This is a genomic window from Kocuria sp. LUK, from assembly GCF_021012935.1.
Classification (GTDB): domain Bacteria; phylum Actinomycetota; class Actinomycetes; order Actinomycetales; family Micrococcaceae; genus Kocuria; species Kocuria flava.
Window position 1 is genome coordinate 227,558 of record NZ_JAJMZI010000005.1, and the last position, 18,800, is coordinate 246,357.

At 78.3% G+C, this 18,800-nt stretch carries 12 protein-coding genes; 2 read left to right on the forward strand and 10 right to left on the reverse strand.

All coding sequences use genetic code 11. The features are described from left to right. Positions 1-55 precede the first annotated feature (55 nt). Positions 56-1,609: a phosphotransferase gene (locus LQU92_RS11025; protein ID WP_230780721.1), complete on the forward strand. Its 1,554-nt coding sequence runs from the start codon at positions 56-58 to the stop codon at positions 1,607-1,609. Here the strand turns inward: LQU92_RS11025 and LQU92_RS11030 are convergent. Together LQU92_RS11030 and LQU92_RS11035 are read right to left on the reverse strand one after the other, a co-directional pair. Next, positions 1,585-5,190, reverse strand: a complete 3,606-nt coding sequence (locus LQU92_RS11030) for an ATP-dependent DNA helicase (RefSeq protein ID WP_230780722.1) — start codon at positions 5,188-5,190, stop codon at positions 1,585-1,587. The genes LQU92_RS11025 and LQU92_RS11030 overlap by 25 nt on opposite strands. Next, complete coding sequence (locus LQU92_RS11035) at positions 5,187-8,780, reverse strand: ATP-dependent DNA helicase (protein ID WP_230780723.1); 3,594 nt, start codon at positions 8,778-8,780, stop codon at positions 5,187-5,189. Before LQU92_RS11035 ends, LQU92_RS11030 begins: the two co-directional genes overlap by 4 nt. A 125-nt stretch (positions 8,781-8,905) precedes the next feature. Between LQU92_RS11035 and LQU92_RS11040 the strand changes: the two genes are divergently transcribed. Next, a complete protein-coding gene (locus LQU92_RS11040; protein ID WP_230780725.1) occupies positions 8,906-9,745 on the forward strand; it encodes a 3'-5' exonuclease in 840 nt (279 codons plus the stop codon). A 52-nt stretch (positions 9,746-9,797) separates the two neighbouring features. Here LQU92_RS11040 and hemL read toward each other — a convergent pair whose 3' ends face one another. The 8 genes from hemL to hemE are packed head-to-tail and all read right to left on the reverse strand — an operon-like array spanning position 9,798 to position 18,704. Beyond that, entirely contained in the window at positions 9,798-11,114 is a 1,317-nt protein-coding gene (gene hemL / locus LQU92_RS11045) for a glutamate-1-semialdehyde 2,1-aminomutase (protein WP_230780726.1), read from the reverse strand. A 50-nt stretch (positions 11,115-11,164) separates the two neighbouring features. After that, positions 11,165-12,175 (reverse strand): porphobilinogen synthase, encoded by a 1,011-nt coding sequence (hemB, locus tag LQU92_RS11050; protein ID WP_230780729.1) that lies wholly within the window; start codon positions 12,173-12,175, stop codon positions 11,165-11,167. Further along, complete coding sequence (locus tag LQU92_RS11055; protein WP_230780731.1) at positions 12,172-13,068, reverse strand: uroporphyrinogen-III synthase; 897 nt, start codon at positions 13,066-13,068, stop codon at positions 12,172-12,174. Before LQU92_RS11055 ends, hemB begins: the two co-directional genes overlap by 4 nt. Before the next feature lie 59 nt (positions 13,069-13,127). Further along, positions 13,128-14,069, reverse strand: coding sequence for a hydroxymethylbilane synthase (gene hemC, locus LQU92_RS11060; RefSeq protein ID WP_230780733.1), 942 nt, complete (start codon positions 14,067-14,069; stop codon positions 13,128-13,130). Continuing rightward, the gene (locus LQU92_RS11065) at positions 14,066-15,274 is read right to left on the reverse strand and encodes a ferrochelatase (protein WP_230780735.1); all 1,209 of its coding nucleotides are present in this window, start codon (positions 15,272-15,274) and stop codon (positions 14,066-14,068) included. The genes hemC and LQU92_RS11065 overlap by 4 nt, the downstream gene beginning before the upstream one ends. Beyond that, positions 15,271-16,011, reverse strand: a complete 741-nt coding sequence (gene hemQ / locus LQU92_RS11070; protein WP_374229693.1) for a hydrogen peroxide-dependent heme synthase — start codon at positions 16,009-16,011, stop codon at positions 15,271-15,273. The genes LQU92_RS11065 and hemQ overlap by 4 nt, the downstream gene beginning before the upstream one ends. Positions 16,012-16,014: 3 nt before the next feature. After that, complete coding sequence (hemG, locus tag LQU92_RS11075) at positions 16,015-17,526, reverse strand: protoporphyrinogen oxidase (protein ID WP_230780737.1); 1,512 nt, start codon at positions 17,524-17,526, stop codon at positions 16,015-16,017. Further along, the gene (gene hemE, locus LQU92_RS11080; RefSeq protein ID WP_230780739.1) at positions 17,523-18,704 is read right to left on the reverse strand and encodes a uroporphyrinogen decarboxylase; all 1,182 of its coding nucleotides are present in this window, start codon (positions 18,702-18,704) and stop codon (positions 17,523-17,525) included. Before hemE ends, hemG begins: the two co-directional genes overlap by 4 nt. Between the last annotated feature and the right edge of the window lie 96 nt (positions 18,705-18,800).

The window sequence follows — 18,800 nt, forward strand, 5'->3', positions numbered from 1 at the left end:
ACGGAGGGCCGCGACCGGCCCGGGGACCCGGTCCCGCCTCTTGTAGGGTGGGCGGGTGAGCACCTCCCTCGAGCACCTCGCCGCGGTCGCGGCCGCCGGCGTGCCCGGGCTGGCGCCCGTGGCGGTGGGCCCCTCCCCGGACGACGACGCCGACTTCCGCTCGGCCGTGGTCCTCGACGCGGAGGGCCGGCGCTGGCGGGTGCGCGCGCCGGTGACCCCCGAGGCGGGGGTGCGCCTGGAGACCGAGCACCTCGTGCTGCGCTCCTTCACCCCGGCGATCCGCTCCCGGCTGCCCTTCCTGGTGCCCACCGCGGTGGCCGCCGTGGAGGACGAGCGGCTGCACGCGGTGGTGCACTCCCACATCGAGGGCGAGCCGCTGGGCCTGGACGCGCTCGCGCGCATGGCCGCGCACCCGGACCCCGCCCACCACCGGCACGTGCCCAGCGCCGAGCCGCTGCCGCCGCTGGCCGTGCAGCTGGGCCGGGTGCTGGCCGCCGTGCACGCCCTGCCGCCGTCCCTCGTGCTGGACGCGGACCTGCCCTCCTACACCGCCGGTCAGTGCCGCGAGCGGCGCCTGGCCGAGCTGCGGCGCGCGGAGGCGACCGGGCGGGTGCCGGCCGCCCTCGTGGGACGGTGGGAGCGCGTGCTCGGCGACGACGCCGTGTGGGGCTTCGTCCCCCGCGTGGTGCACGGTGACCTGCAGGAGGACGACATCGTGATCTCCCGCGGGCGGGTGCGCGGGGTGACCGGCTGGACCGACCTGCACGTCGGGGACCCCGCCGACGACTTCGCGTGGCTGATCGGCGCCCGGGACGCCCGCTTCGCGGCCGCCGTGCTGGAGGCCTACGCCGGGACCTGCCGCGACCGGACCTTCCGCGCGCCCGACGCCGACCCGGACCCGCACCTGCTGGACCGGGCCCGGCTCGACGCGGAGCTCGCCGTGGCGCGCTGGCTGGTGCGCGGGACGGACCGCGGGGACGCCGCGACCGTGGCCGACGCCGAGCGGATGCTCGCCGCCCTCGAGCGAGACGTCTCCCGGGCCGCGCGCGGCGCCGCGGGCACGGCCCCCGGCGGGACCGCCGCGCCGGGTGCGCCGCACGGGGCCGGGGGCGCGGCGGGGGCGCAGGAGGTCACCGGCAGCGCGGCCGGGAGGCACCACAGCGCCGGCGACGCGTCCGGCGGCGCCGCCCCGGGCCCCGGCGGCACGCCCGGCAAGGCCTGCACCCCGGCCTCCGGCGGCGCACCGGGCTTCGGCCGCACGCCGGCCTCCGACGGCACCCCGGCCTCCGACGGCACCCCGGGTCCCGCGGGTGCAAGGACGCCCGGAGGGTCGGGCGCGCCCGGCAGCAGCGGCGCTCCCGGCCGGACCCGCACCCCCGGCAGGTCGACGCTCCCCCGTCCGTCCTCCCCGGCAGCCGCCGCCGGGGTCACCGCCTCCGGCGACCCGCGCGCCGGAGGCGCCGACACCGAGGCCCTGGACACCGGGGCCGTGCGCGGCGCGGCCGCACGGACCCGCGGGAGTGCCGCCGGCGAGGCCCCGGACGCCGCCCCCGGCCGCAGCGGGCCCGGCACCGGGGACCCGGCTCAGGGGCGCAGCACGACGCGGTAGGCCCGGCGCACGACGTCCTCCAGCTCCGCCTCCCCGGCGAGGTCGTGCGGCCGGACCACCCTGTCCTCGGGGACGTAGTAGAACGCCGCGGTGACCTCCTCGAGCGGGACCCCCCGCAGCCGCGACCAGGCGAGCCGGTAGACGGCCAGCTGCGCCGAGCGCTGGGCCAGTTCCTCCCCCGCGGGCGCGCGCCCCGTCTTCCAGTCCACCAGCTCCCACGTGCCGTCGGCGCCCCGGAAGACCGCGTCCACCCGGCCGCGCACCGTGATCCCCGCGACGGGGGTCTCGAGGGGGAACTCCACCGCCCACGGCTGGCGGTCCGCCCACGGGCCCCCGCGGAAGGTGCGGGCGAGCTCGGGCAGGTCGTAGGCCTCGTCGACGTGCTCGTCGGCCCCGCCGGGCAGCTCCCCGACGTCGAAGATCGCCGACGAGCCGTAGAACTGCTCGACCCACGCGTGGAAGGTCGTGCCCCGCCGGGCGGCCGTCCCCGGCCGGCGGGGCATGGGCCGGCGCAGCCCCGCGACGACCTCGTGGGGGTCGCGGGCCAGGGCCACGAGCGTCGAGGCCGAGACGTGGGAGGGCATGGGGACCGTGCGCTCGGTGCGCGCGGCCTCGTGGCGGGCCAGGAGGATCCGCGCCTCCTCCGACCAGCGCCGGGGGTCCGGCTCCCGGCCGTCGCGCGCGGCGACGTCCAGCAGGTCCTCGACGTCGAGGTGCGCCGTGCCGGGGAAGCCCCGCTCCCGCACGGCCCGCGCCGCCCGCTCCAGGAGCTCCCGGCGGCCGCGGTGCGGGGGCGGGCTCGTGCGCACGCTCGTGCTGCCGTCGCCCGCGGTGACGGTCTCGGTGATCTCGGGCCCCTCCAGCGGGTCGTAGGGCCAGGGCGCGGTCAGCACGGTCGCGGCGGCCGGGTTCTGCGTGCCCGGAGGCACCTCCGCCCACGGGCCCAGGCGCACGACGGCGGCGGGGCCCTCCGTGAGGCCCAGCAGCTCCCGGACGAACACGGAGGGCTCCTGCAGGGTGCGGGCGGTGCCGCGGAAGGCGGTGCAGGAGAGCTCGAGGACGCTGCGGGCGCGGGTCACGGCCACGTACGCCAGGCGGCGCTCCTCGTCCTCGGCGTGCTGGGCGGCGAGCTCCGCGAACTCGGTGTGCGAGTCCTCGAGCGCCTTCAGGTCCGTGGTGTCGACCGACCACTGCGGCAGGAAGCGGGCGTCCCCGCGCAGCGGCCACGGCAGCGTCCCGGTCTCCACCGTCCAGCGGGTGACCCGCTCGCTCGGGAAGTTCCTGGTGTTGAGCCCGGGGACGTAGACGTGGTCCCACTCCAGTCCCTTGGAGGAGTGGACGGTGACGAGCTGGACGGCGTCGTGCCGGGTCCGGTCCGGTCCGGGTTCGAGCCCGTTCTCCTCGGCGAGGGTGACGTCGAGCCACGCCAGGAACGCCGAGAGGTCGCCCGTGGCCGAGGACGCCGTGAACGTGCGGGCGGCCTCCTGGAAGGCGTCGAGGTTGCGCCGGGCCAGGTGGGCGGTGCGCTCGGGGTGGGCGGCGAGCTCGACGTCGAGGCCGGAGACGGACTCGATCTCGTGCAGCAGCACCAGGAGGTCGTCGGCGAGGAACGACCGCAGGTGCTCCAGCTCGTCGCGCAGCCGGGTCATCCGCTCGCGGGCCGCCTCGGACAGCGAGCGGCCGTGGGCGGAGGTCCAGCCGGGCCGCGGTAGCGTCTCGAGGGCCTCGACCAGGGAGGCGTGGTCGGAGACGTCGGGCTCCACGAGCGTCTCCGCCCGCGCCTCCTCCTCGGTCACGGGGGCGTCGAGGTCCTCGGCCCGGTGCTCCCGTGCGGCCTCGGTGCGGCGCCGTTCGAGGTGGGCGGCCCAGTCCGACAGCGCCATGAGGTCCCGGGAGCCGATCCGCCACCGGGCGCCGGCGAGCAGCCGCACGAGGGCGTCGGAGCGGCCGGGGTCGTCGAGCACCCGCAGCGTCGCCACGACGTCGGCGACCTCGGGGATGCTCAGCAGCCCCCCCAGACCCACGACCTCGTAGGGGATCCCGCGGGCGGCGAGCTCGCGGCGCACCGGCTCGATCTGCGAGCGCTTGCGGCACAGCACGGCCATGGTCGGCACGGCCTCCTGCGGCTCGCCGCGGTGGGCCGCACGCCGGGCGCCGATCCGCTCGGCGAGCGCCTCGGCCTCCTCGACGTCGGTCGCGTACCGGCTCAGGCGCACCGTCCCCGGCCCGGCCCCGGGGCGGGTCCGCAGCGGCGGGACGGTCAGCGGCGAGCTGCCGCGGGCCCAGGGCGGGAGGGTGCGCAGCGGCTCGGCCAGGACGTTGGCGACGTCGAGGACGCTCTCGTCGTTGCGCCAGGCCGTGGTGAGGAAGCTGGGCCGCGGCTCCTGCCCGGGGGCGACCGGGAACGCGTCGTGGAAGCCGAACAGCTGCCCGGCCGAGGCCCCGCGGAAGCCGTAGATCGACTGCTGGGGGTCACCGACGGCCATCACGGAGTGGCCCGCGCCGAACAGGGCCGAGAACAGGCGCAGCTGGGCGTGGGAGGTGTCCTGGAACTCGTCGAGGAGCACGACGCGGTAGCGCTCGCGCTCGGTGCGCCGGGCGGCCGTGTCCTCCTCGGCGATCCGGGCGGCGGCCGAGAGGAGGTCGCCGAAGTCCATGGCCTGCGCCTGCTCCTTGCGGCGGGCGAACTCCCCCACGAGCTCGGCGAGCACCCACGCGGCCCGCTGGGTGGCGGCGACCTTCGTGAGCGTCGCGCCCGGGGTGCGCTTGCGCCGGCCCGGCGGGGTGGTGGCGAGCTCGCCCAGCAGCTGCTGCGCGAAGCGCCCGACCGTTTCCGGGTCCAGGAGGTGCTCGGCGCAGGCCCCGGCGAGGTCGAGGACGGCCTTGACCATCGTGGACTTGGCGGGCATCGACTCCAGCAGCTCCCCCGTCCAGGCCTCGACGGTCTGCGCGGCGAGCTGCCACGCCTGGGCGGGCCCGAGGAGGGTGGTGTCCGGCTCCACGCCGATCCGCAGGCCGTAGTCGCGCACCAGCGTGTTCGCGTAGGAGTGGTAGGTGCTCACGACGGGATCCTGGGTCGCGGCGGTCCCGTCGTCCCCGCCGTCCGCCGGGGGCACGAGCTCGAGGGCCCGCAGGTCGGCGAGGCGCTCGCGCATGCGGTGCCCGAGCTCACCGGCGGCCTTGCGCGTGAAGGTCACGCCGAGCACCTGGTCCGGGGCCACGACGCCGTTGGCGACCAGCCAGCCGACCCGGTCGACCATGGTGGCCGTCTTCCCGGAGCCCGCCCCGGCCACGACCAGGCGGGGCGCGAGCGGGGCCGCGATCACCTCGGCCTGCTCCTCGGTGGGCCGCCGCGCCTCGCGCCCGGGCAGGCCCCCGAGCAGCTCGGCGAGCTCCTCCGGGCTCCACCGCGGCTCCGCCCCGCCCCACGGGTGGGCGGGGCCGGGACGTTCCTCCCCCGCGCCGGAGGGGGGCGGGGCGCCGGCGGCGCCGACGGGACCTGCGGTGCCTGCGGTGCCTGCGGAGCGGTCGGTGTCGGTCATGCGGTGGGTGCTCTCCTGCCGGTCGGGGTCGGGGCTCACGGCTCGCTCACCTGCCGGCCCTCGGCGCACAGGGGGCAGATCTGCGGCAGCTTGCAGCCGTGGCCGTTGAACGTGCCCTCCGACTGGTCGTGGCGGGCGGTGAAGGTCTCCCCGGCCACGAGGTCGGCGGCGCGGGTGATGAGCAGCCGGGCCCAGTCGGCCTGGGGGTCCAGGGGGTCCTGCTGCTGGACGCGCGGGGTCTTCTCGTCGGTGCCGAGCTGGACGAGCAGCGCCCCGCCGGGCAGCTCGGCCACCGATCCCTCCGGCAGCTCGAGGCGCTCCTCGTCGGTGCCGCCCGCCATGGCGGCGCCGGCGCCGGCGGCGAGGGCCACCTGGTAGGCCGCCAGCTGCGGGTGCTCGGGGATCTTCGCCCCGGCAGGCTTGGTCCGCCCGGTCTTGAGGTCCACGACGACGTAGCGGCCCTGCGCGTCCACCTCCAGCCGGTCCACCCGGCCGCGGAGCAGGGCGTCGCGGGCGGGGCCGCGGACCAGGACGTCGAAGGAGCCCTCGACGGCGGCGAGCCGGCGGCCGTGCTCCTGGCGGGCGTCGACGACGTACTGGGCGAACTTCCGCAGCATCTGCCGGGCGCGGCGCAGCTGCACCTCCGTCTCCCACGTCCCGGGCAGCCCGAGGGTGTGCCACCGGCGGTCCAGCTCCTCGACGAGCTCGCCGCCGGAGGACTCCGGCAGCTCCTCGGCGATGGCGTGCACGAGCGAGCCCAGGCTGCGGCTGAGGTCGGTGGCGGGCTCGGCGCGCGAGGCCGCCACGAACCAGTCCAGGGGTGAGCGGTGGATCGCCTCGATCCGCGACGGCGAGACGGGCACCGGCACCCCGTCGTCGAAGACCGGGTCGGTGCTGGACAGCGCGGCGGTGCCCCACCAGGTGCCCGGGTCGGCGCCGGGGACGGGGCGCGGGGAGGCGGCGATGCGGTGGAGCAGGCGCGCCGCCGCCTCGGCGCGCACCGGGTCCTCCTCGTGGCGCTGCACCCACTGGCGCAGCTCGGCGACGAGGGCGCGCAGGGTCATGGGCCGCGGGGCGTCGACCGGCGTCCGCGCGGGGGCACCCGGGCCCGGCGGGTCCACGAGGTCGAGGAACTCGGAGGGCTGCTCGTCCTCGTTCGCGGCCGCGGTGACCACGAGGGTGCCGCTGCTGCGGGAGACGGCCGCGGAGAAGGAGCGGAGCTCGTCGTGGCGGACCTGGCGCAGCCGGCTCAGCGGCGTGGTGCGCACGGCCTGCTCGACGCCGAGGTCGAGGGCGTCGGTGAGCAGGTCGGCGCCGAGCAGCCGTCCGCGCAGGCGCGTGTTGGGCCACACCGAATCCTGCACCCCGGCGACGAACACGACCGGCCACTGCCGCCCGGCCGCGGTCGCGGGGGTCATGATCTCCACGGTCTCGTCCGTGGGCGCGCGGGCGGCGAGCGTGTCCATGGGCAGCTCCTGGCTCTCGACGTAGTCGAGGAACTGGGCGGCGCTGGCCCCGGGGAGGTGGTCGACGTAGCGCTCCGCGGACTCGAAGAGCGCGACGACGGCGTCGAGGTCGCGGTCGGCCCGCTCCCCCGCCGGCCCGCCCTCGAGGGCGCGGCGGCGCCAGCCCTCGGCGACCCCGGCAGCCTCCCACAGCGCCCACAGGACGGTCTCCGCGGTCGCGCCCTCCTCGTGCAGGGCCCGGGTCCCGGCGGCGATCATGCGGGCGACGCGCCGGGCGGGGGCGGAGCGGACCCCGGCCGCGTCGAGCGCAGCCGGGGCGGCGAGCGCCTCGACGAGCAGGTCGTCGCTGCCGCGGCCCCCGCCGTCGGCGAGCTCCTCCGCCCGCAGCCGCTGGCGCAGGCGCCGGAGGTCCATGGGCGAGGCGCCGCCGATCCGGGAGGTGAGCAGCTCCACGGCGGCCTGGACGGTCAGGGCCCCGTGGTGGTCACCCGGGGACCCGTCGCCGCGGGACCTGGCGGCGTCGGCCTCGGTGACGATCCGCAGGGCGGCCAGCAGCGGCCGGACGGCGGGCTCGTCCCGCACCGGTGTCTCGGCGGCCGAGGTGCTCACGGGGACGCCGAGGACCGTCAGCTGCCGCTCCAGGCCCTCGAGCTGCCGCCCGTTGCGCACGATCACGGCCATGTCCCCGAGGGGCACCCCGCGCACGAGGTGGCGCTCCAGGACCTGGTGGGCGATCCAGCGCGCCTCGTGCAGCGGCGAGGACAGCACGGCGGTCAGGACCTCCCCGCGGTCCGCGGCGTCCGGTGCGTCCCGGTCGCCCGGGCCGTCGTCGGCGGCCTCCGGGTCGTGCGCCCCGGCGCCCGCCTCCTGCGGTCCGGCCGGCCCGACCGCGCCCACCGGGTGCTGCCCGCCGAGGGCCCCGGGCGCGGCGGCCGGTCCCGGCGCGGCGGCCCGGGCCGCGGGGCCGCCCCCGCCGGGCCGGTCCCCGCCGGGTGCGGACGCCGCTGCGCCGTCCGCCCCCGGACCGTGCTCCGCCCGGGCCGACTCGAGCGCCCGCGGGGCGCGCACCAGCGCGGGCACCCGCTCGGCGATCCGCCGCCAGACCTCCGTCACCGCCGGCGGCATCCGCAGGGACGTGCCGAGGTCGTGGCGCCGCAGGGGCCGGCCCGGTTCGGCGAGGCGGTCCTCCAGGGAGCGCAGCAGATCGGGGCGGGCCCCGCGGAAGCCCTGCACGACCGTGTCGGGGCAGGCGGTCGCGACCACGTCGCGCCCGCGGCCCAGCACGGCCAGCAGCCGGTGGATGGAGGGCGTGGCCTCCTGGAGGTCGTCGACGAGCAGGAGCTCGAGGCGCTCCTGCTCGGCGCGCAGGAACTCCGGCTGCGCCTCGAGCAGGCGGGCCGCCTCGGAGACCAGCGCGGCGGGGTCGTAGGCCTCCGGCATCCGCAGCCGGCGCACGGCCTGGTACTCGGCCCGCAGCGCGGCGGCCGCCGCCCAGTCCGGGCGGTCCATGGCCCGGCCGAGGCGGCGCAGCTGCTCCGGGGCGAGGTCGTGCTCGGACATGCGGTCGAAGACCTCCCGCACCTCCTGGCGGAAGCCGCGGGTGCCCACGGCCTCCTGCAGGTCGCGCGGCCACACCACCGCGGCCCCCTCGCCCAGGGCGTGCCCGGCCATGAGCTCCGCGACGAGCACGTCCTGCTCGGGGCCGGAGAGCAGCTTCGGGGCCCGGTCGACGCCGGGCAGCAGTCCTTCGTTGCGCGCCCGCCGCAGCAGGTCGAAGGCGTAGGACTGCCACGCCCGCACGGGCGGGGAGCTCATGGTCGCGGCGACCGCGGCCGTGAGGTCGTCGCGGACCCGCGCCGCCGAGAGCCGCGAGGGGGTGAGCACGAGGAGGCGGTCCGGGTCGAGGCCGTCGCGGATCCTGCGGGCGGCCAGCTCGACGAGCACGCGGGAGCGGCCCGTGCCCGGCCCGCCCACGACGAGGCGGGGGCCGCAGCCGGGCCCCAGTGCGGTGACGGCGGCCTGGTCCGCCGTGGGCCGCCAGGGGGGCCGGGCCTGCTCCGTGCCCGGCGGCGGCACCAGCGTCCAGCGCACGGAGCCGCCGTCCCCGGGGGCGTGCGGGGCGGCGGGGCCGGTGCGGGGTGCGGTGCGCTCGGTCCGGTGCATGGTCCCATCCCATCACGGCCGGCGGACGCGCTAAGCGCGGGTCCTGCGCGTCCGCCGGCCCTGCGTGCTCGCGCTCCCGGTCCCCGGTGCGTCAGCGGGTCGGAGGCGGCCGGTACCGTGGGCCCATGTCCACGTCCTCGCGACCCGCGCCCGACCAGCCCGCCCTCTTCGACCCGGCGCCGCCGTCCCCGCCCCCGGAGAGGAGCGGGGGCACCGGGGCCCAGGACGCCCTCTTCGACCTCGGGGAGCCCGCGGCGGCGGTGGCCTGGACGGAGGGGCCCCGGGCGGCCTTCGACCTCGAGACGACGGGCCGGGACCCGCTGGAGGCCCGCATCGTCACGGCCTCGATCGTGCGCACCGGCGCCGCGGGCGAGGTGCTGGACGAGTGGGAGTGGCTGGCGGACCCCGGCGTCGAGATCCCCGCCGAGGCGGCCGCCGTCCACGGGGTGACGACCGAGCGCGCCCGCGCGGAGGGGCTCCCGGCCGGGCGGGTCGTGGCGGAGATCGCCGCGGTGCTCGGCGGGCTGTTCGCCGCGGGCACCCCCGTGCTGGTGTTCAACGCCTCCTACGACTTCACGGTCCTGGCCCGGGAGGGCGCCCGCCACGGCGTGGCCGTGCCCGAGCCGTTCCCCGTGCTCGACCCCTACGTGCTCAACAAGCAGGTGCACCGCTACCGCCGCGGCAAGCGCACGCTCGGGGCCCTGTGCGAGGAGTACGGGGTGGAGCTGACCGCCGCCCACACCTCGGCGGCGGACTCGCTGGCCACCGAGCGGCTGGCGGTGCTGATGGCGCGCCGCTTCCCGGAGCTGGTGCGGCCGGCCGCGGAGCTGCACGCGGACCAGGTGGGCTGGGCCGCCGCGCAGGCCGCGAGCCTGCAGGAGTACTTCCGCCGCACGCGCCCGGACGCCGTCGTCGACGGCGCGTGGCCGCTGCGCGCCCCCGGGACCGGCGGGCCGGACGCCTGAGCGCCCCCGGGGCGGGTGGGCCGGACGCCTGCGCGCCCCGGGGGGGCCGGGCTCAGGCCGTGGGCCGGGCCTGGGCGGCGGCGCGGGCCGCGGCGGGCAGCGCGGAGACGATCCGGTCCATCGCCGCGTCGTCGTGGGCGGCGGAGAGGAACCACGCCTCGTAGACGGACGGCGGCATGTACACGCCCTGGTCGAGCATCGCGTGGAAGAACGCCGGGTACCGCCAGGCCTCCTGGGCGCGGGCCTGGGCGTAGTCGTGCACGCCGGTGGCGGAGGTGCCGAAGGCCACCGAGAACAGGTTCCCCGCGGTCTGGATCGAGTGGTCGACCCCGGCCTCCCCGAGCGCGGCGCGCACGGCGTCCTGCAGCTGGGCGGAGCGCCGGTCGATCGTGCGGTAGGCGACGCGGTCGGCGGTGCGCAGGGTCGCCGCGCCGGCCGCCATCGCGACCGGGTTCCCCGAGAGGGTGCCCGCCTGGTAGACGGGGCCCAGCGGCGCCAGGTGGTCCATCACCGCGGCGCGGCCGCCGATGCCGGCGACCGGCAGGCCGCCGCCGATGACCTTGCCGAACATGAACAGGTCCGGCTCCCAGCCGCCCTCCGCCTCGTGGGTCAGGCCCCAGTAGCCGGCCTCGTGCACGCGGAACCCGGTGAGCACCTCGTCGCAGATCAGCAGCGCCCCGTGCTCGCGGGTGATCCGCCGCAGCCCGGCGTTGAAGCCCTCGCCCGGGGTGACCACGCCCATGTTCGCCGGGGCGGCCTCGGTGATCACCGCGGCGATCCGGTCCGGGTGGGCCGCGAAGGCCGCCTCCACGGCGCCGAGGTCGTTGTAGGGCAGCACGAGGGTCTCGGCGGCGGTCGCGGCCGTGACCCCCGCCGAGCCGGGCAGGGCGAGGGTCGCCACCCCGGAGCCCGCCTCGGACAGCAGCGCGTCGACGTGGCCGTGGTAGCAGCCGGCGAACTTCACCACGAGGTCCCGGCCGGTGACCCCGCGGGCGAGCCGCAGCGCGGTCATGGCGGCCTCCGTGCCGGTCGAGACCAGCCGCACCTCGTCGATCGCCCCGACCCGCTCGACGACGAGCTCCGCGAGCTCCGTCTCCCCGCGCGTGGTCGCGCCGAAGGACAGCCCGCGCTCGACCGCCTCGTGGACGGCGTCGATCACGGCCGGGTGGGAGTGGCCCAGCAGGGCCGGGCCCCACGAGCCGACGAGGTCGACGTACTCGCGCCCGTCGGCGTCGGTGAGGTACGGGCCCTTGGCGGCCGAGATGAACGGCGGGGTGCCGCCCACCGAGGCGAACGCGCGCACGGGCGAGTTCACCCCGCCGGGCATGACCTTGCGGGCGCGGTCGAACAGTTCCTGGGAGACGCTCATGAGTGCTTTCCTTCCGCCGGGAGGACCCGGCTCGGGGGGTGCGGGGGTGGTCAGGAGAGGCCGTTCTCCTCGCGGAACCAGTCCGCGAGCTCGACGGCGAAGTAGGTGAGCACCGAGTCGGCCCCGGCCCGGCGGATGGACAGGACGGACTCCTGGACCGCGGCCCGGCGGTCGATCCAGCCGTTGGCGGCGGCGGCCTCGATCATCGCGTACTCGCCGGAGATCTGGTAGGCCGCCACCGGCACCGGGGAGGCCTCGGCGACGTCGCGCAGCACGTCGAGGTAGCTCATGGCGGGCTTGACCATGACCATGTCGGCGCCCTCGTCGAGGTCGAGCTGCAGCTCGTGCATGGCCTCGCGCCGGTTGGCGGCGTCCATCTGGTAGGTGCGCCGGTCACCCTGCAGCTGCGAGTCCACGGCCTCCCGGAAGGGGCCGTAGAACGCGGAGGCGTACTTGACCGAGTAGGCCAGGACGGCGACGTCGGTGCGCCCGGCGCCGTCGAGGGCCTCGCGGACCACGCCGACCTGGCCGTCCATCATGCCGGAGGGCCCGAGCACGTGGGCGCCGGCCTCGGCCTGCGCCACGGCCATCCGCGCGTAGATCTCCAGGGTCGCGTCGTTGTCCACGGTGCCGTCGGGGGCGAGCACGCCGCAGTGGCCGTGGTCGGTGAACTCGTCGAGGCACAGGTCCGCCATGACGACGACGTCGTCGCCCACCTCGGCGCGGACCTCCCGCAGCGCGCGGTTGAGGATCCCGTCCGGGTCCGTGCCGGCGCTGCCGCACGCGTCGCGCTCGGCGGGAACGCCGAAGAGCATGATCCCGCCGAGGCCCTTCGCCGCGGCCTCGGCGGCCGCGCGGCGCAGGGAGTCGGTGCTGTGCTGGACCACGCCGGGCATCGAGCCCAGCGGGGCGGGCTCGGTGAGGCCCTCCCGCACGAAGACGGGCAGGATCAGGTCGGAGGGGTGGACCCTCGTCTGCGCGGCCAGCCGGCGCACCGCCGGGGTGCTGCGCAGGCGGCGGGGCCGGGCCACGAGGTCGTAGCGCGGGATGCGGTCGGTCACGGGGTCGTCTCCTGGGTCGGTCGGATCGGGTCGGTGCCGGGCGGCGAGCCGGGCGGGGCGGACCGTCCCGGCGGCGCCCCGCGACGGGCGGCGAGGGCGCGCACGAGCGCGTCGCGCACGCCCTCGGGGGTGGGCCTGCCGGCGGCCACGGCGTGCAGCCCGTGCGCGGCGGCGGCCCGCCGGGTGGGCTCGCCGATGGCCACCAGGGCCGGTCCGGCGAGCACGGAGGGGTCCTCCCCCACGAGCTCGTCCAGGTGCGAGGGCGCGGTGAGCACCACCGCGTCCACGCCGGGACCGGACAGGCGCGCGAGCAGCTGCCCGCGGTCCAGCACCCCGGGGGCGTCCGGTCCGTCCTGCGCCGCCCCGGGGGCGAGGGGCGCGACCGCCGGCCACGGCACGGTCTCGTAGGCCGTCACCGCCCGGACACGGTACCCCCGGGCCGCCAGCCCGTCGGCCAGCACGGGGCGCGCGCGGGCGGACTGGGGCAGCAGGGCCAGCCCGGGGGCGGGCTCCTCCGGCCACTCCGCGAGCAGCCCGTCGGCGGAGTGGGCCCCGGCCGGGACGAGGTCGGGCCCGAGGCCGGCCGCGGCCAGGGCGGAGGCGGTGGCGTCCCCGACGGCGGCGACGCGCAGCCCGGCCCGCCGGGCCCCGGCGAGCCGCCCGCCCAGGTCCTCCCCGGCCAGGGCCTGCAGGGCGCGGACGGTGTTGACGGAGGTCACGGCGAGCCAGTCCCCGTGCCCGGCCCGGGCGGCGCGGTCGAGCAGCTGCGCCAGCGGCGCGGTGCGGGCGGGCAGGGTCGCCTCGAGCAGCGGGGCGGCCGTCACCTCGGCGCCCTCGCGCCGCAGCAGCCGGGCCAGGGCGAGGGCGCGCTCCGGGGTCCGGGTGACGACCACCCGGGCCCCGTCCAGCAGCGCCGCGTCTCCCGCGCGGCCCCCCGTGCCCGCCACGCCGCTCAGAGGGTCAGCCGTGCCAGCCGGCCGGCGCCGTCGGCGAGCAGCTCGTCCGCGAGGCGGGCGCCGAGGGCGCGGGCCCCGGCCACGGTGCACTCGCTCGTGCTCCCGTGCCGGCGCATCACCTCCGAGCCGTCGGGGTCGGCGACCACGACGTCGAGGACGAGCTCGTCGCCGGCCGTGCGGGCGAAGGTGCCCACGGGGGCCGCGCAGCCGGCCTCGAGCCGGCTCAGCAGCTCGCGCTCGGCGGTCACGGCCAGCCGGGTCGGCAGGTGGTCGACGGCGGCCAGGCCGGCGGCCAGGGGGCCGGACCCGGTCGCGTCCTCGGCCCGGACCTCGAGTGCGAGCGCGCCCTGCCCGGGGGCGGGCAGCATCACGGCGGGGTCGATGAGCTCGGTGACCGCCTCCTGCAGCCCCAGCCGGCGCAGCCCGGAGGCGGCCAGCACCACGGCGTCGAGGTCGCCGGGGGCGACCCGGGCCAGGCGCGTGCCCACGTTGCCGCGGATGTCGACGATCTCGAGGTCGGGACGGGCGGCGCGCACCTGGGCCGCCCGGCGCGGGGAGCCCGTGCCGACCCGCGCCCCGGCGGGCAGCTGCGCGAGGGTCAGCCCGTCGCGGGCGCACAGGGCGTCGCGCGGGTCCTCCCGCTCGGGCACCGCCGCCACCTCCAGGCCCGGGACGGGGGCCGTGGGCAGGTCCTTGAGGGAGTGCACGGCCAGGTCCACGGAGCCGTCGAGCAGGGCGGCGCGCAGCGCGGTCGCGAAGACCCCCGTGCCGCCCATCTGGGACAGCGGGCCGGTCAGGACGTCCCCCTCGGTGCGGATGGTCACGAGCTCCGGGGTGAACCCGCCCGCGGCGGCCACCGCCTCGGCCGCGGTCGTCGTCTGCGTCAGGGCGAGCTTCGAGCCGCGGGTGCCCACGCGCACCGCCGGCGCCGTGCTCACACCCACCGGAGCTCCCCGGACCCGTCCAGGCCGGCCGGGATCGGCTCGCCCTCGGGACGCTGGGCCACCGTCGGCCGGGGCCCGGAGGCGCCCCGGAGGACCTTCACGCAGCAGTCGGGGGCGCAGTCGTCGAACCAGGTGCCCGAGGCGCACGCGGAGACCCGGGGCGGGGCGTCCCGGCCGGCGACGCGCTGCTCCACGAGGTCGGCCAGGGAGGACACGAACGCCGGGTGGGTGCCGGCCGTGGGGGTGCGCACCGCGGGCAGGCCGAGCCGCTCGCAGGTCTCCAGGGCCTCGGTGTCGAGGTCCCACTTCACCTCCATGTGGTCGGAGACGAAGCCCAGGGGCACGATCACGGCCCCCGCCACGCCGCGGGCGGCGACCTCCTCGAGGGCGTCGTTGACGTCGGGCTCGAGCCACGGCACCTCGGGGGGCCCGGAGCGGGACTGGTAGACGAGGTCCCAGGTGTGCTCGCCGAGCTCCTCGGGGCCGATCCGCTCGAGGACGGTCCGGGCCACGGCCAGGTGCTGGGCGACGTAGGCGGAGTCCTCCTCGAAGTCCATCCGGGCGGGCCCGGAGGCCCCGGCGTCGGTGAGCGGGATGGAGTGGGTCGAGAACAGGATCGCGATCCGCCCGTCGCCCGCGCCGAGGCGTCCGCGTACCTCGGCCAGGCCCTGGCGCAGGCCCTCGACGAAGGGCTGGACGAAGCCCTCGGCGTCGAAGTACTGGCGGACCTTGTCGACCTGCACCTGCCCGGTCAGGCCGAGCTCCTCGAGGGCGACCCCGTAGTCCTCCCGGTACTGCCGGCAGCCGGAGTAGCTCGAGTAGGCGCTGGTGGCCACCACCAGCAGCCGGCGCATCCCGCGGGCGTGGCACTCGCGCACGACGTCGGCGACGTAGGGCGCCCAGTTGCGGTTGGCCCACAGCACCGGCACGTGCAGGCCGCGGCCGAGCAGCTCGGCCTCGAGGGCGGCGCGCAGGGCGCGGTTCTGCTCGTTGATGGGGCTGACCCCGCCGTTGGCCCGGTAGTGGCCGGCGACCTCCTCGAGGCGCTCGTCGGGGATGCCCCGGCCCCTGGTGACGTTGCGCAGGAACGGGATGACGTCCTCCTGGCCCTCGGGCCCGCCGAAGGAGGAGAGGATCACGGCGTCGTAGTCCTCGGGCGCGTGCGCCCGGGCCCGGGACAGCGCGTTCTCGGCGGTCACCGCAGCACCTCCGCGATCTCCTCGGAGCCGATCCGGCGCCCGGTGTAGAAGGGGGTCTCCTCGCGCACGTGCAGGCGGGCCTCCGTGGCGCGGAACGCGCGCATGAGGTCCACGAGGTCCACGAGCTCGGGCGCCTCGAGGGCGAGCAGCCACTCGAAGTCGTTGAGCCCGAAGCACGCGATGGTGTTGGCGAGCACCTGCGGGTAGTCGCGCGCGGCCATGCCGTGGTTGCGCAGCATCTCGGCGCGGCGCTGGGCGTTCATGTAGTACCACTCGTAGGAGCGCACGAACGGGTAGACGCACACCCACTGCTCGGGCGGGACGCCGCGGGCGAAGGACGGGGAGTGGTTGGCGGTGAACTCCGCCTCGCGGTGCACGCCCATGGCGTTCCACACCTGGCGGGTGCCGGCGAGGGCCCCGGTGCGGCGCAGCCGGCGGACGGCGGCCTGCAGGACCTGCGGGTCCTCGCCGTGGAGCCAGGTCAGGACGTCGGCGTCCTCGCGCATCCCGGAGACGTCGTAGACGCCGCGCAGGGTCACGCCCTCGCCGGCCAGCTGCTCGACGGCGGCGTCGAACTCGCCGGCGCCCTCGCCGGTGGCGCCGGCCGCGCCGTCCGGGCGGGCGAAGACGGACCAGACGGCCCAGTGCAGGCGCTCCCGGCCGGCGGGGGCCTCCTGCTGCCCCTGCTGCTCGGCGGGAGCGCCGTGGTGTGCGTGCGGGCTGGTGTCGTGGGACACTGCTCAGTCCTTTCTCGGGGTGGATGGCGTCGGGGTCGCGGCGGGCACGCCCGCCGCGGTCAGCAGCGTCCGGACCTGCTCCCGGGTGTCGGCGACGACGGAGGCGAGGCCCGTGCCGGCGAGCCACGCGCCGACCGCGGCGGTGCCGGGCAGGTGGGCGAGCTCGGCCCGGAACGCGGCGACGCGCTGGGCGTGGCCGACGCCCGCGCGGGGCAGCGCGGCGCGCCAGCGGACGATGTCGGCGCCGGCCAGCTGCTCCGGGCGCAGCGGGACGCCCATGAGCGTGGAGGCGTCGGAGAGGGCCAGGCGGATCAGCTGCTGGTCCGGCAGGGCCACCTCGGGCGGGACCACCGAGGGGTCGGGCTGGGCGCGGCCGTAGGACAGGCGCAGCACGTGCCGGCCGGGCCCGGCGGCCTCCCGCACCCAGTCCCACTTGGCGGTCGCGTGCGTGAGGGCCTTGGCGCGCACGGCGCGGGCGTCGGCGCTCACGAGCAGCCCGGTGCCGCGGGGCGCGCCGTCGAGCCGGGGGTCGTCCACGACGAGCGTGGCGAGCGCGACCTGCGGGCCGGGCTCGGGGCCGAATCGCTGCAGGCCGTCGCGGTGGCCGCCGAGCAGGCGCACGGCGGTGGCGCCGTCGGTGGCGAGCACGAGCAGCTCGCCCCGGGCCACCGCGGTCTTGGCGCCGTGGCGGGGCTGGCGCTGGATGACCATCCAGCCGTCGCGGCGGGGGTCGCGGTCGAGGGCGATGACGTCGTGGTCGGTGACCAGCTTGGCCCCGGCCCGCTCGAGGTCGCGCACGAGGGCCTCGGAGAGCGTGTTCATCCCGCCGCGCAGCCCGGCCACGGCCGAGCCCGCCGGGGCGGCCCGGCGCAGGGCACCGGCGGCGGCCCCCAGGGACCCGTGCTCGCGCAGCGCCCGGCGCAGGCCGGGGGCCACGGCGTCGACGTCGAGCTCGTCGGGGTGGGCGGAGTGCACCCCGGTGGTCACCGGGGCCACGAGCCGCTCCACGACCCGCTGCCCCATCCGGGCCCGCACGAGCCCGCCCAGGGAGCGCTCGGAGGCGCCGACGGCGGCGGGCAGCCGCCGGTCCAGCGAGGCCCGCAGCAGCCCGGCCCGGCCCAGTGCCGCGCGCAGCCGCGGCGCGGTGGGGTCCGCGGGGATGCCGAGGACCCCGGAGTCGGGGGCGGGGACGGCGCCCTCCGGCAGGTAGAGCCAGGACCCGGCCCGGCGGGGGTGCACCACGCGCTCGGCGAGGCCGAGCTCCCCGAGCAGCTCGGGGACGGCCGGGGAGCGGGTCGCGAAGGCCTCGGCGCCGGAGTCGAGCACGAGACCGGCGACCTGGTGGGCGCCGACGGCCCCGCCGAGGTGGTCCTCGGCCTCGACGAGCGTCACCCGCAGCCCGCGGGCGGCGAGGTCCCGGGCGGCGACGAGGCCGGCGACGCCGCCGCCCACCACGAGGGCGGACCGGGGCGGCCGGCGGCGCGCGGGAGCGGGCTCCGCGGGGGCCGGGCTCACGGGCGGGCCCCGGAGGGCGGGCGGCCGTGGACGTGGGCGACGACGGCGGTGAGCACGTCCGGGTCGGCGCCCGGGGGCACGCCGTGGCCGAGGTTGACCACGTGGCCCGGGGCCGCGGCGCCGCCGGCCAGGACGTCGTCGACGTGGGCTGCGAGGACCGCCCAGGGGGCGTCGAGCAGGGCCGGGTCGATGTTGCCCTGCACCACCGTGCGCCCGCCCAGGCGGCGGCTTGCCTCGGCCAGCGGGATCCGGTGGTCCACGCCCACGGCGTCGGCCCCGGCGTCGCGCATCGCGGCCAGCAGCTCCCCGGTGCCCGTGCCGAAGTGGATGCGCGGGACCGGCAGGTCGGCCACCGCCCCCAGCGCGGCGGCCGAGTGCTCGAGGACGTGGGCGCGGTAGTCGGCCAGGGACAGGGACCCGGCCCAGGAGTCGAACAGCTGCACCGCCGAGGCACCGGCCTCGACCTGGGCGCGCAGGAACGCCCCCGAGGTGCGGGCGGCCCACTGGGCCAGGGCGGCCCAGGCGGCCGGGTCGGCGTGCATCATCGTGCGCGGCAGCAGGTGGTCCCGCGAGGGCCCGCCCTCGACCATGTAGGCGGCCACCGTGAAGGGGGCACCGGCGAAGCCGATCAGCGGGGTGGCCCCGAGCTCGGCGACGGTGGCCGCCACGGCCTCGCGGATCGGGTCCAGGGCGGCGTCCTCCAGCTCGGGCAGCGCGGCGATCTCGGCGGCCGTGCGCACGGGCCGCTCGAGGACGGGGCCGCGCCCGGGGACGATGTCGACGTCGACCCCGGCCACGCGCATCGGCACGACGATGTCGGAGAAGAAGATGGCGGCGTCGACGTCGTGGCGGCGGACGGGCTGGAGGGTGATCTCCGCGGCCATCGCCGGGTCCAGGCAGGCGTCGAGCATCGCGGTGCCGGTGCGCAGGGCCCGGTACTCGGGCAGCGACCGGCCCGCCTGGCGCATGAACCACACCGGCCGCCGGTCGGGGACCCGCCCGGTGAGGGCCTGCAGCAGCGGCGCGTCGGCGGTGCCGCCCGCCCGCAGGGGGTGCCCGGCCGGCAGGGCGCCGAGCCCCTCGCCCAGCCGGCGCAGCGCCGGCAGCTCCTCCGGGGAGGCGGGAGCGGCGGCGGTCGGGGTGTCCGGCGTGCTCGCCGTCTGCGGAGTGGTAGCCATAGTGCCCCCCATTGTGCCAAGGAACCCCGACAGGGTTTGCTGACGCAGCGTCAGCGGGCGGGCCCGGACGGGCGCCGCGCGTCACCGGGCACTCCC